Origin of the sequence: Vibrio aquimaris, assembly GCF_009363415.1 — a bacterium.
Classification (GTDB): Bacteria; Pseudomonadota; Gammaproteobacteria; order Enterobacterales; family Vibrionaceae; genus Vibrio; species Vibrio aquimaris.
This window is the reverse complement of sequence record NZ_CP045351.1, coordinates 1,009,741-1,023,246: the sequence shown is the minus strand read 5'-3', so window position 1 is coordinate 1,023,246 and position 13,506 is coordinate 1,009,741. Positions and strand designations below refer to the sequence as shown.

13 protein-coding genes and 1 pseudogene are annotated in these 13,506 nt (G+C 41.3%); 6 read left to right on the top strand and 8 right to left on the bottom strand.

What is annotated here, in order from left to right; all coding sequences use genetic code 11:
• Nucleotides 1-22: 22 nt before the first annotated feature.
• Both FIV01_RS20965 and FIV01_RS20960 read right to left on the bottom strand, forming a co-directional pair.
• Nucleotides 23-727 (bottom strand): methyl-accepting chemotaxis protein, encoded by a 705-nt coding sequence (locus tag FIV01_RS20965; protein WP_425510246.1) that lies wholly within the window; start codon nt 725-727, stop codon nt 23-25.
• A 153-nt stretch (nt 728-880) separates the two neighbouring features.
• Nucleotides 881-1,408 (bottom strand): annotated as a pseudogene (locus FIV01_RS20960) (HAMP domain-containing protein); the annotation flags it as partial.
• A 324-nt stretch (nt 1,409-1,732) separates the two neighbouring features.
• On the opposite strand from FIV01_RS20960, the gene FIV01_RS19000 reads away from it, so the two are divergent.
• Nucleotides 1,733-2,194 (top strand): GNAT family N-acetyltransferase, encoded by a 462-nt coding sequence (locus tag FIV01_RS19000; protein WP_152432522.1) that lies wholly within the window; start codon nt 1,733-1,735, stop codon nt 2,192-2,194.
• A 22-nt stretch (nt 2,195-2,216) separates the two neighbouring features.
• Here FIV01_RS19000 and FIV01_RS18995 read toward each other — a convergent pair whose 3' ends face one another.
• Both FIV01_RS18995 and FIV01_RS18990 read right to left on the bottom strand, forming a co-directional pair.
• Nucleotides 2,217-3,113, bottom strand: coding sequence for a DMT family transporter (locus FIV01_RS18995; RefSeq protein ID WP_152432521.1), 897 nt, complete (start codon nt 3,111-3,113; stop codon nt 2,217-2,219).
• Nucleotides 3,114-3,269: 156 nt separating this feature from the next.
• On the bottom strand, nt 3,270-4,424 hold the full coding sequence (locus tag FIV01_RS18990; protein ID WP_152432520.1) for a tetratricopeptide repeat protein: 1,155 nt from the start codon (nt 4,422-4,424) through the stop codon (nt 3,270-3,272).
• A gap of 334 nt (nt 4,425-4,758) precedes the next feature.
• On the opposite strand from FIV01_RS18990, the gene nagB reads away from it, so the two are divergent.
• The gene (nagB, locus tag FIV01_RS18985) at nt 4,759-5,559 is read left to right on the top strand and encodes a glucosamine-6-phosphate deaminase (protein WP_152432519.1); all 801 of its coding nucleotides are present in this window, start codon (nt 4,759-4,761) and stop codon (nt 5,557-5,559) included.
• Between the two features lie 92 nt (nt 5,560-5,651).
• Here nagB and FIV01_RS18980 read toward each other — a convergent pair whose 3' ends face one another.
• Nucleotides 5,652-6,455 carry a PilZ domain-containing protein gene (locus tag FIV01_RS18980; RefSeq protein WP_246210485.1) on the bottom strand — a complete coding sequence of 268 codons (804 nt, stop codon included), beginning with the start codon at nt 6,453-6,455 and terminating at the stop codon, nt 5,652-5,654.
• Between the two features lie 174 nt (nt 6,456-6,629).
• Here FIV01_RS18980 and FIV01_RS18975 point away from each other — a divergent pair, with 174 nt between their 5' ends.
• Together FIV01_RS18975 and FIV01_RS18970 are read left to right on the top strand one after the other, a co-directional pair.
• Complete coding sequence (locus FIV01_RS18975; protein ID WP_152432517.1) at nt 6,630-7,514, top strand: N-acetylmuramidase family protein; 885 nt, start codon at nt 6,630-6,632, stop codon at nt 7,512-7,514.
• An 11-nt stretch (nt 7,515-7,525) separates the two neighbouring features.
• Nucleotides 7,526-8,635, top strand: coding sequence for a hypothetical protein (locus tag FIV01_RS18970; protein WP_152432516.1), 1,110 nt, complete (start codon nt 7,526-7,528; stop codon nt 8,633-8,635).
• A gap of 76 nt (nt 8,636-8,711) precedes the next feature.
• Here the strand turns inward: FIV01_RS18970 and FIV01_RS18965 are convergent, their stop codons facing one another.
• Together FIV01_RS18965 and FIV01_RS18960 are read right to left on the bottom strand one after the other, a co-directional pair.
• On the bottom strand, nt 8,712-10,040 hold the full coding sequence (locus FIV01_RS18965; RefSeq protein ID WP_152432515.1) for an ATP-binding protein: 1,329 nt from the start codon (nt 10,038-10,040) through the stop codon (nt 8,712-8,714).
• Nucleotides 10,041-10,167: 127 nt separating this feature from the next.
• Nucleotides 10,168-10,509, bottom strand: a complete 342-nt coding sequence (locus FIV01_RS18960) for an eCIS core domain-containing protein (protein ID WP_152432514.1) — start codon at nt 10,507-10,509, stop codon at nt 10,168-10,170.
• Between the two features lie 217 nt (nt 10,510-10,726).
• Here FIV01_RS18960 and FIV01_RS18955 point away from each other — a divergent pair, with 217 nt between their 5' ends.
• Complete coding sequence (locus FIV01_RS18955; protein ID WP_152432513.1) at nt 10,727-11,737, top strand: cyanobactin maturation protease PatG family protein; 1,011 nt, start codon at nt 10,727-10,729, stop codon at nt 11,735-11,737.
• A 10-nt stretch (nt 11,738-11,747) separates the two neighbouring features.
• On the top strand, nt 11,748-12,677 hold the full coding sequence (locus FIV01_RS18950) for a cyanobactin maturation protease PatG family protein (protein ID WP_152432512.1): 930 nt from the start codon (nt 11,748-11,750) through the stop codon (nt 12,675-12,677).
• Between the two features lie 62 nt (nt 12,678-12,739).
• On the opposite strand, the gene FIV01_RS18945 is transcribed toward FIV01_RS18950, so the two are convergent.
• Nucleotides 12,740-13,351, bottom strand: coding sequence for a RebB family R body protein (locus FIV01_RS18945; protein ID WP_152432511.1), 612 nt, complete (start codon nt 13,349-13,351; stop codon nt 12,740-12,742).
• Nucleotides 13,352-13,506: the final 155 nt, after the last annotated feature.

Sequence of the window (13,506 nt, the reverse complement as noted above, 5' to 3'; positions counted from 1 at the left end):
GTCGCTCTGTACTAAACATTAACTAGGTGCGATATTGAATAAGTGTGTCTGACAGGGACTCTGACGCCTTAGTTAGATTACTGATACCAATTGATGATTGTTCAGCCACTTCACGGATCGTATTCGCCGTAGAGCGGATATCACTTAACTCGGACGCAATATCATTCACTACCGTGCTTTGCTGATCAGCAGACGTTGAGATTTGAATGTTCATATCCATGAGTGATTGTGCAGAATTAAAAATCGAGCGTATATCATCACCAACCTCTTGGGTCATTTGACTGCTTGTCCATGCTTGTTCAACCGTTTTCTGAGTGATATGAGCAATATTACCGCTTTCAGATTGTAGCTTTTCGATCATTGATTGAATTTCAATGGTTGCTGATTGTGTACTGCCAGCAAGTGCACGGACCTCATCTGCGACTACAGCAAAGCCACGACCTTGCTCTCCCGCTCTTGCCGCTTCAATCGCTGCGTTTAACGCCAATAAATTGGTCTGCTCAGACACCCTATTAATCGTAGTAATGACTTCATGAATCTCGGCTGTCTTTTTATTCAGAGCTTCTACCGATTGAGAGGATTGCTCAATATAACCCAAAAGCTGGTCTATCTGATCAATGGTAAGTTGAACACGCTTTTGGCTTTGGTCAATGTGCTGCATGTCACTTTCCGTTCTATGCATTGCTTGCTGGGCTATGCTAGAGACTTCTTTCGCAGACGCCGACATTTCTTCCATCGCCGTAGCAACCGAATCTAAAGAAGTATATTGATAATGAATCTGATCCTCACTGAGCTTGGCTTCTTGCTCAAAACATGCTGACGTTTCACTTAAAGTATCGGTATTGGCCTTAACCTTGTTCACGAGATCAGTTAGCGTATCCATAGCATCATCTAACGCACAACCAATAGTTCCAAACTCATCGCGCCCAGGGTGGAAACCCAAACGTGAGGTTAGATCTCCAGCCGCTATTTTTTGTGTTGTAGTATGCAAAACCCATAGCGCACCGCCAATAAAAGTCGCGGTCCAATAGGAAAAAAGAGCAAAAGGTACCAGCCAAATACTCGCCCAAACTAAATCATATATAGCTCGCGAGCGCGCTTGACGATCCTGTGCTTGATTATCAAATGTGAGTTGGTAAATCGAACCATCAGAGGTTTTTTTAGATACGGTTGCGACGCCATTTTTATATCTAGGCTCACTAACACGTTCAACCTTACTAATATCGACTTGGTTCTCTATCGAATTGACAGGTACTGCATGAATGAGGGCATCCAATCGCTGATGTGCAATCTCAATCGCCCGAGATTCTATTTGCTGCAATTGCGAATAAAACCCTTTCCCTGCAATGCTTCCTATGGCAACTAAAAAAAGAACGAACAGTATCCATACTTTGTCGTTGATAGACATTTTTATGAACAATTTATCTATCGTTCTAAATTTGACTTCTTTCATCTTAATTCACTCGTCCTATTATTGGTCATTTCAATATGAGATATCGATTTTTTGAGCTACCGATCTATAAGATTGATTTATGAGATTAGAATCAAGCATCAATTGAAAGATGAACCTATTTAATTGTTATTTATGAGATCTAAGGCTTTGTTATACAAATCATCGTACTGCAATCAGTAGTTTGATGTAACTCACACATACAACTAGAAGAGTATTTGTCTTCAAAAAGAGTATGATGCAGAATGAGTGACGTTTTTTAACCGTCTACAAGGGCAAGGAATGCAAATTAAAGTAGATAAATTAAATCACCCCAAAGTGATAAAACTCCTTGAAGAGCACATGGAAGATATGAATGCCACATCACCACCAGAGAGCGTTCATGCATTAGATCAAAAAGAATTGCAGCAGCAAGACATCATATTATGGACAAGTTGGAAAGAAGATGAGTTACTAGGGTGTGCCGCGATCAGTCCCATCTCTGACTCACATGTCGAATTAAAATCAATGCGCACTGCTGAAAAGGCGCGTAATCAGGGGGTCGCATCCGCATTATTGTCACATATCATCGATCAAATGAAGAATGATGGATACCAGCGTATTAGCCTAGAAACTGGATCCATGTCATTTTTCAAACCAGCAAGAGAGCTGTACAAAAAATTCGGCTTTAAGTACTGCTCTCCCTTTGCAAACTATCAACCCGACCCTAACAGTAACTTTATGACCTTAGAGCTAAACTGTTAACCGTAAAGCTAAGTGATGATAACTATACCTGCTCAATCTTTTGTCTTTTCCGAATAAGTTGAGCAGGTGAAAACCCAGTCACTAACACAGTCCCCGATAGAACTAGAAATGTACCGACAAAAGTATTCAATCCTATAGGTTCATCAAGAATAAGCGCACCCCACAGAATACCGAATACAGGGACCAAAAATGTCACTGACAGCGCGGAAGAGGCCCCTTCATCAACAACTAATCTGAAGTAAAGTAAATAGGCGACACCTGTACACAGAACTCCTAACACCAATACTGACCACATTTCTTTGATGGAGGGCTCTCCTTGCATAGGTACAAAAGGAAGCAAAGGCAAAATCCAAAGCACCGCAGCCCACATGTTGCCATGCGCATTTTCAAAGGAATCAATACTTGGCGCTGTTTTGGTATAGTTGGTTGCTAAACCATAACTGCAAGCAGCCATCACACCTGCAGCAATTGGCAAAGTCGCATCTATACCTATATTTACCGCATCTAGCCCAACCAGTACAGCGACACCAATGACTCCAAAACCCATACCAATGAAGGCTTTTAGTGTCAAAATAGTCTTGTGCCAAAACACACCTATTAAAGCTCCCCAGATCGCCGCCGTAGAGTTAAGCACTGCAAGAGTTGAGGCGTTAAGAGTTTGAGCTGCATAGGCGAACAATAAAAATGGTAGCGCTGAATTAAATAAGCCTATTATCATGAAATGCTTAAAGTTATCCAAAAACGCTAGCTTTTTACGCAAATAAATAGAAACCAGAAACAAACTAAGCCCGGCAAAACCAACTCTAAACTCAATAAGAAATGCTGGGCCAAAGGTAAAAGTCGAAATCTTCATGAAGAGAAAAGAACTGCCCCAAATGGCAGCAAGACAAATTAAGCGTACAAAGCTCGCTGTAGACATTGGTTACCTCGCTATTGTTTTCGCCTAATGTGAGCGAATTAGCGATAATAATCAATCAAAAGTTACCATTTATTAATAAATGTAAATCAAGAAGGTAGGTTTGTAATACTGTAAATGTTTGGTCATAAAAAACACCAATGTCGGAGTAATAAACCGCTAAGCTTTATCTATATTTGACTGAGTAAAATCAAGGTTCTGATCAGAAGACGGCGCATTAGCTGAAGCTTCATCACTCGCCGGTTCTGTAGATACAGTATCTTGAAGCGCTTCAGTATCGGTATCAAGATCTAGTTCCTGCAAAGCTTCTTGATCTTCTAGGATAATACCCCGCTTATAGAGCTTATTTAAGGCTTTAATTACCGAGTGCTTACCCACCTTATTCTCACGAATTTTCTTCAAGATCGGCTTAGCAAGAGATTGCAAACCCACAACGGTATCAACACCAATAGTCAGAGCGATTTGATCACGAAGCCCTGCCGCTTGTTTATGGCCAAGATGAGCAGCAACAAACAACCAGATATAAGCCACACATTCTCCATCAGGTGGCCTTTTCATCCATGCCTCAGCGACTTGATACATGGATTCAGTATGCCCTTTTTCAGCAGCCCGCTCCATCCAGTAACAGCCTTTGAGGAAATTAGGTGCAACACCAATCCCATTCAGATAGTTTTGACCAAGCTTTAAACGCCCTTCATTGCTTCTCATCGCAGCTGCTTTTTGGTAGTACTGAGTCGACAGGCTTGGATTAGGCTCTGGGTTTCTGGGTGATACGAACCATTCACCTAAAAATAGCTGAGCTTCGACATAGTTACTATCTGCAGCATTTCGCATGACCTGAACGGCCTTCTCCACATTTTGCTCTGTACCCAAACCATTAAAGAGTGCAGTCGCCATCTCAAATTTATGAGGCATACTACCTTCTTGAGCTTGGATACACACTTGCCAAAATTTTGCTTGTTCTTTTAAAACTACATCGTTGAGTTTCTCACTAAGACGAACAATTCCGAACATACCTGTGGTGTTATCAAGTTGAGCCGCTTTAGTATACCAGTAAACTGCATCTTTCTGGTTCATCCGCTCAGCTTCTTTAGCGAGGAACAAAATCGTTGGTATATCTCCACCTTCGGCTTTTTTGACGCGATCTTTCTCTTCTTGCTGGCGATTTTTTTCCAGTGCTTTGCGCTTGGCAATGCCACGCTCTACGCGCTCTTGCTCTATTCTCTTTTTACGCATTTGTAATACAAGCATCCATATGAAGGTGCCCAGTAATAACAAACCCGTTGCGCCAATCGCGATCCCTATCAAATTCATCAGCTTACTTTCTTCACATATAATTCAAAACGGTTTTATTTGTATAAGCCCAGATTATCCTGAGGCTTGGTGCATTTACCTTTGTTATCTAAGTGTACAGTACTCTTAGGATTAGTTGATGAATAAAGTGAAAAATCGCCCTCAAGATCAAATATTAGCTCTTATTTCTCGATGGAAAGTTTTACCAGTAAAACCGTTCATAAAGATGTATTTAAAATTCAATAAAATCAAAATATGAGCAATATTGATGGAAAACGATAGCCTAGAACTAGATCTTATTTTATAATGAAAAATAACAAATCAAAGTGCTAGTATTTTTCATCAGAGGTTATCAATGAGACTCATCCCATTACGCAATGCAGCTCAAGTCGGTCAGTGGGCTGCAGCACATATTGCCAAGCGCATTCATCAATTTAACCCATCAGAAACACGCCCTTTTGTGCTTGGACTTCCAACGGGCGGTACGCCGCTAGCAACTTATAATGCATTGATAGATCTGTATAAAGCAGGAAAGATAAGTTTCAAAAACGTAGTTACCTTTAACATGGATGAGTACATAGGTATACCCGCCGATCATCCAGAGTCATACCGCTCATTTATGTACAACAACTTTTTTAAACATATTGATATTCAAGAGAAAAATATCAACCTCTTGGATGGAAACGCCGTCAATCACGAAGAGGAATGTCAGCGCTACGAAGATAAAATAAAATCTTATGGCCACATCAACTTATTCATGGGTGGCGTCGGCAATGACGGACATATCGCCTTTAATGAGCCTGCTTCCTCGTTATCTTCTAGAACCCGAATAAAAACGCTGACTGAAGATACTCGTCTTGCTAACTCTCGTTTCTTTGGCGGTGATATCAATCAGGTTCCGAAATACGCGCTAACCATAGGTGTAGGCACACTACTCGACGCTGAAGAAATCATGATATTAGTGACTGGGCATAACAAAGCACTTGCACTAGAAGCCGCTGTTGAAGGATGCGTTAATCATCTTTGGACAGTGTCTGCGCTGCAGCTTCACCCTAAATCTGTGATTGTGTGTGACGAGCCTTCGACTCAAGAATTGAAAGTCAAAACCGTGAAATATTTTGCTGAATTAGAGGCGGAAAATATTAAGGGTTTTTAGTAAAATAGTACTATAGTTCGCTATCGGCTAGCCGTCATCAAGCTTGATTCATCTTGAGTCGGGCTTGATAGCTATGCTTTAACAATCCATGGCTATAATGTGAACTTTTGGCTCATTCGACAAAAGTGTAAGTTATCAATCAAGTTTGCCACCGGCTCAAGGCTAGTTTCCTCAAACTTTACCCCAATCTTATTATAACGACCTGTTGTTTTAACATTACGAACCACAGCTTCAAGTACTTCTGAAGACACCAATTCTTCACCGCTTTTATCTTCAATACGCAAAGAAATAACGTCACCGACTCTGTGTTTAGCTAAATCACGTTCCAAAACCACAAGACAGCCATGGCTCGAAATATCTCGTACCTGACAGCTAAAGTTATGGCTGGTAGGAGCCAGTATACCATCTAGAGCTAGCTCCAGACGGGCACTTTCTCTCAAACCAGAAGTAACTTGAGTTGCCAAAGGAAGAGAGATCAGAAAAAGGCTGTTTTCTCCGGCAGCAATAACATCTTCAACCTTACTTTTGAAATAAATTCGAGCACCACCTCCTGATTCAGAAATCACACAGGCTTTGATAGGAAATCCACGCTGGAAATACACAGCGAGTTCTTTTGGCGACGCATTAGGAGTTTCAAGCAACATAAAATTATTGGAATGAAGGCCCACATATTTGGTTTTACCTTTAAATATTTTCCCTGTTGGGGTCATGATAAAGAAGACAACTTCGCTCAGTGGTTTAACATCACTGAAAACGTCTTCACCATATTGAACACTTTCCGGAGTGGGTGATTGTACCTCTTGCTCCTCTTGAGCGGGTTTAAGATCCGCTATATCTTCCGGTTCTTGGGGCTGTTGTTTTGCCATAACATCAATCCAAGCCGTAAATTTAGTCATGTTTTAAGTGTATACCCAATTCGCTCATACCCACAAAATTAAGCGCTCGCAATTGGTAATTTCATCCAATAACACGTCCACTCAAAACCACCAATTAAACATAGATAAGCCCAAGGTTCACAACAGTCGACTAAGTACAATCTTACTGAAAGTAAATAATAAAGGGACATACCTATGACATCTGTATCTATTCAAAACTCGGTTGGAAACAAAGCTTACAACAGTCCTGAGGACGTCAAAAAGATCCAAACTATGCTTAATAGCCTCGCGAATAAAATTCACCTAAAACCACTTCTTGCCATTGACGGCAAGATTAAGGACAACCTTGAACTTTCCCCCACTTGCCAGGCTATCGGACTTTTTCAAACATCCGTACTTTGCTTTAAAAAACCGGACTATCGTGTCGATGTAAATGGAAAGACTCATAAGCAACTCAACTGCATGTGTACGGACAAAGTTTCCAGTCTATTTCTGCCTTCCATTGAGCCAGCTTTAGGCTTGAGCCAGCAAGATTATCTGCTTGCTTCTAAAGCGCTTGACTGCGATATCGCAGCCATCAAAGCCGTCTCCGAAGTCGAATCAAACGGTAGTGGCTTTTTGAGATCACTCAGACCTAAAATTTTATTTGAAGCTCATCAGTTTTCAAAATACACCCAGCGAGTATTTGATGATTCGTATCCAAACTTGTCTAGCAAAGCTTGGAATCCATCTTTATACAATGGGGGGGAGAGTGAATATCTGCGATTGCAACAAGCCATGGAGCTAGATAGATACGCTGCACTGATGTCGACCTCTTTTGGCCGCTACCAAATCATGGGGTTTAACCATCAAGCGGCAGGCTATGATAATATCGAGGCTTATGTTCGTGACGTATTCTTGTCCGAAGCAAATCACCTCAGAGCCTTCACGAATTTTATTAAGTCAAATGTGACACTACTTGATGCAATACAAACCCACAACTGGTCTCAATTCGCTCTACACTACAATGGCTCAGGCTTTGCTCAGAATCACTACGATGAAAAGCTCGCTGCCGCTTACAATAAGTATTGTGCTGAATAGGATTCAAACATATGAGTCTTGAAAACATCAAACAAAGACTGCGCTCCCATATCAAACCGATTGGTGTCGCGGTCATCGGCTTTTTGTCCGCAGCAGCCATTCCAATCTGGCAAATTTATTTCGTAGAAACTTCGGACATTGAGATTGAAATAGGTGAAATTCGCCGTATTCATTCAGATGATTACCGCGTAGCACTATCGACAGAAGAGCTCCAGCTACTCAAACCCTACATTGATGAAGCACTTTTTTACGAAGTTGAAGCCAATGGCGAACGCGGCGATAAAATTCGTTACCCAACATTCGATGTAGATACGCTCATCCAAGCGTACAAAAAAGCAAAAATTGATCTTAAAAATATCGCAGAAACAAAACGTCAACTTTCACATTATATTGAAACTATTGACGCCTATCTGACCACCGATAACCTTGAGTTTCAATTAATAGAGTTTCGTGTGGGTGAGATGAAAAGCTGGGGGCTGAGCTCCTACATCGATGATGACGAAGCTGCCTACTATGAACATGAGGTGCTTTCTATCACTAGAAATTACTCCGATATGACGTTCAAATCAGGTAAAGCACCTAAACTTAATGTCCCTGCGTTGGAGTTTCTGCTGTCCGATTTGAAAGAAGATCTGTTAGAGGTTATCGCAGCCAATGATGTTAGGCTTGATAAGCTGCGTGATAACATGCGTGGCATTGATGTTCAGCTCAACAAAATCCAGAGTGAACAGCGAGATCTTTATAGTTATTTTGAAGTTGACGCTGTCGCGACCAATAATGGTCGGGTGGGAGCAGCACTTCGCCCTATTGGTTTGATACGCGCTACAATTAATGGCAATAACTATGTTGATATAAAACTTGAGATGCTTGATTTTCAAACATCCTCAGAGCTTCCCCCTTCGTCTACACGCTTGGTTCGTTATCGCTCTTTTGAACTGCATCAAATGCCTGTAGAAGATCGCAACTTAGTCAATGCCTTTTGGGGAACGACCGGTCAAGCAAGGCTGCTTAACCTTGACACCAAGCGTCAAGTCTATACATCAAAAGCTACTGCCTTTGCCGATAAAAGTAATCGGAAGATACTGTATGACCAACTCAAAAAATCCGCTGCATCACTATAACCATCATCAATTCATTATCAACACAGCGCGGCCTAAACCTGATATCTCAGGTTTAGGCGCTTTAGCATAGTCCAGTTCAGAAAAATGAGTGACGAGCGAGGTTACTGTCTAAACCATTTTGCAAACGCTTAACACGCGCTATACCCGCTTCAATATCACTCTTTAGCAACCATCTAGAGCCTTTACTGCATGCCTTAAGCGCTGCATAACGGACCACATTAATGATCTCTGCTCCGGTTAACTCATAATCACGAGCCAAGTTCAAAAGTGATATCTCAGGATCGACACGATCACTGTCAGGTAGCGCATTTTCCCAGAGTGCTAGACGCACTTTTTCGTCTGGTTTAACAAAATAAACTGTAGTTTCAAAACGACGAAAAAAAGCATCATCAAGATTATCCTGTAAGTTGGTAGCCAAAATAATAATGCCAGAAAAGGATTCAATTCGTTGCAGTAGGTAGGCAACGTTCTGGTTAGCAAACTGGTCGTTCGCACCGCTGGTTTGTACCCGCTTACCATATAATGCATCCGCTTCATCAAAAAAAAGCAACCAGTTGTGCTTCTCTGCCATGGAAAAAACCTGCTCGAGATTCTTTTCAGTTTCACCAATATATTTGGATGTTACAGCGCCAATATCAACCCGATATACTGGCCGTTCAGTACGTTTACCTAGTAAGGTCGCCGTCAACGTTTTTCCTGTGCCTGGGGGGCCATAAAACAAGGCTCGAAATCCAGGCCTTAACTTCCCTTCCAATTGCCACTCTTTTCCCAAGTTAGAACCGTGTTCTAACCAAAGGTCAATTTCATCCAGCTCTGCATAGACAGACTCTGGCAATATCAAAGCATTCCACTCTAGTGGTGTAGTCAATAAACTGGCAAGGTTGTTGACCACTATCGGTGGCTTTGCATTGTCTCCCAACAAATATCGGTTTAGCACGTCAGGTCTTAAGATCAGTGCTTGCCACATCAGTGGGCAAGCTTCTGAAATCAAGTCCAAATCGAACAGATCGTGTGCTTGAGATTCGTTGATACCTGACAGCCATTGAAACACTTGCTGCCGATGCTCAACTCTATTCTCACCAAGCAAAAATGCTAACGTTTGACCTGTTGCCCACACTATGCCTTCAATTTCCACTAGCCCAAATTCCATATATAAACGATGGGTATGTTCATTTGGCTGCATCAGAATTTCAAAAGCATCAGGTTGAAGATAGGGAATAAGCGCCAAGCAAGTGGCGATTTTACGAACACTAAGATATTGGCTAGAACAAGGCCGATCTTGGCAAAGCTCCGAAAACTCATCAAAAGAAAAATTTCTATTATCTTGATCGTCATATTGGAAACCTTGTTCCAATCTAAGATGAATTAAAGAACAGCATTGCATTAATGCAATATGGATATTCATATTCTCACTCCAAATATACTAAATATAATAAAATGTTGAATGGTATAAATATTATTAGTTTAAAGTAATATGAAATCCTGTTATTTTATAAATGAACGTCATATAAAAGATTAGAAAAGTTAATAAGTTAGAATCTATTGGATGCTATATTCCCTAATTCAGTTGCATGTTCCTCCAGCCAGGGGTCATCATTAATTTCCAAACCATTAATATTGACTGTCGGTTTTACCATTCCCTTAGCTTGTTGCACTATATGGCCGAGTTCATGTGGTAAGTGCTGTTCTTGACCTGGTGCAATATAAATACTTTGCCCTTGGGCATAAGCATGAGCTTGAACTTGCTCCGGTTTATCAGAGTTATAATACACTCTGACATTTTTTAAGTTTACTCCCGTTAGCTTTTCCATATTTCGCCTTAGTTTACTTGGTAATGGTTTAATACTCTCTATATAAGTTTTTTTTCTTTCCATAGCAAAAGCATTTTTATTAAGTCAATATGTTAACTATATAAAAGGAGTCTATGATTACTCAGGGTAAAAAACCAAAAAACAAGGATATATTATTACTTAGTAAGAATTGAACATGGTTAATTTATTTCCATGAATACTTCATTTATTAACCCGAATAAAGTTTACCAATTGTCTTTATTCTTATCCGATGATGCAACTCATAAATAAGGAAGGACTTATGTCATCATCACCACAAAACTCTAGCAGTCATTCAGACCAAATCAGCACTACGCTGATTGAACCAGCCCCTGACAATACGGTTGTTCAGCGTGAAGCCACGCCAAGTGAAACTGTCGCTCCTGATGAAGAAATGCCGTTAGCGCCCATTGCTATATATGTGGCAGGTAAACTGCGGGTGGAATTTGCTAACAAAGGTCTCGAAAAAGAGTGTGAAGCGGCAGCACAAGAGCTATCAGCCATAACCAATCAATCTATCTCACCCCACGACTACGGTACTATTTTTGGTTATGAAGCTGGCAAAGAAAGTGACGATAGCGCTTATTTAAGCCGTAAGACTCGTCCATATCGCTACTTAGCAGAAAATGCTAAATGGGTACTATCAGTTGATGAACAAGACACCTATGTCATTGAACCACATAGTGTGGTGGAGCTTAATGAGTTCATTCACTTTTTGAAGCAAAATGAAAGTCAAAGCAATAGTCACAACTTGTGTGTGATTATTGGTGAACAATTCGGTTATACCGAAAGCGGCAATGAAGAAGCGTCTGTACTGCCCAAGGTTCACTGCAAACATATGTTTTCTTTCAATGCGGACAACGAGGCGGTTGAGAAAAAACTGACAGGAGCGGGAATTAACACCACAAGCAGAGCGATCAACGATTTATTGCGTCTACTTAATGTGAAACAAAATCGTGGTAATACTGAATCAGAAAGGGCGAAGAACTTTTTGGCCTTTCGCTACCCAGATATTTACGCGATACGCAATAGTGAAGTCACAGAAAAGTCTTCTGAACGCACAACAGCCGGTCAGACGGAACATGAGTTTTTGCGTCGCATTGACACCCGGATCGCCCAAAGTGCACCTGAACACACCTTAGTTGATGTTATCTTTCACTACCAACGCAGTGTCAGTGGCAGACAATTTAGCTATTACGCCACTGTCGACGTGAGTCAGCTTTTTCCTTACCTACACTCACCATTGAGTGATTATATTCCCCACAGCCAATAGGAGCGAGAGCATGATCATTCCCTACCATTTATCCAATTCAAATCATGTTATTCAAAAACACGCTACTACTTCTACCTTTGGTTTACAGGATTTGGCTGGTGATGTATACGTCCTTGGTTGTGTGGGCACAGATTGGCCCGACAAAAGCGTCGAAAATGAGTTTCGAGCCAACGCCAAATGGATCGATGCCTACGGTGTTGGTATTAGCCAAAGTGACTATTGCCAAAAAGTTGAGCCTTGCGCGACCACTCTTCTCAAAGCAGGCTGCGCTACTCGCAATAAAGACAAAGACCAAGCTTTAATCCGACAAGTTCTAAAAACACGTCGATGCCGATACCTCGCTAGAGAGTTGGATTGGTATTTAGAAGATATTTACCACAACCGACTTTATAAATTGTTGCCAAGTGAGTATAACATGCAGCAGCTTATCAATACGTTAATCGATACCAAATCGACTCAGCAAAGAGCCATCAATGCGTTGGTTGTCGGGAAATCAAACGGACATATTAGTGGTTTAGATAATCTGACTATCACAAAATTTCGTTCAATGACGGCTCATGACATCGCGAAACATATTCCCAAGCTACACAATCCCCAATCATGTCGAGATCTGACCCATGTGATCGAGCTTTATTTATCGCTGGCAAACAATAATGGAGCAACGGATGAAGAACGAGCACTCAATTACTTACTTAGTTACGGATATGACTTTTATGAGAAAATGTATCGACAGCGCAGTGAAGGCAATCAAAAGTCAATTCATCTGGTAAGCATTGATGCTCGTGTCCATTATGCAGGTGAGAGAACGCTGGTCTATGTGGTGTTTAATTTCCAAGACAGCAAAACCAGTGCATTAGAATCTTGGTATTCAACCGTGGATGTCACGAATCGTTTTCCGTTCCTAGTTAGTACGTTTGAGCCATACATCAATGTACTCTAGTACTATCAGTTGGCCTCGTTAATCACGCCACCATGAAAAGGTGGCGTTTATTTCAATGAACTCTAAGCGCTACCACCAACAAGTCCTCCAGCAACCGTCCCACCAACACCAGTTCCAATTGACATTATGGTTTGAACACCCAAGGTATTGGATGAAAACTGAAGGCTCATGGTTTGCTGTTGACTCAAACTGGCAGTTTGAGCACAAGTCGACAGTGCATGACCTATCGACACCATCTGATTGGCACTCGCCGCCGCTGGAGTGAGCATTTCTACTAGCTCTCCTCCATCGATTGAAACTTCAAAACCACTTAACGATAAGGTGATATTTGCAGCCCATGCATAGCTCCAAAGTTTATTCACATAGCGCGTGGGCATAAATTCCAATGTGATCGCTCTAGAATTCAACACCCATTGTGAAATATCGCATTTAAATACAGTTTGATAGGTTTTGTCATGATTATGAGTGGTTAAGCTTTCTGCTTTATTACCATTGACATAAAGATCGATGAACTCATTGTTGTGACCCAAGTCTCCCTTCATCTCAATCGTCAAAATCGCAGAATCAAACCGGCGGGTGGGGATAAAGGTCACAACCGCAGGCTCTTGCTCTCCTGCGATAACTTCAATCCTCTTAGTTTCATTTTCAAGATAAGTGCTTCCTCGAACTGTCATAAGCTCCTCCTTTGGTTAGCTCAAATAGAGTAAAGAGCAATACTGCAAGGGACTTGGGGAAACATGCGCCATAATCCTACCATTGCCGCAAAATGCCATTGCTTCCCCCAATCAACAGACTCTCTAAGGCTTGACAATAATGATGCATGCAATAA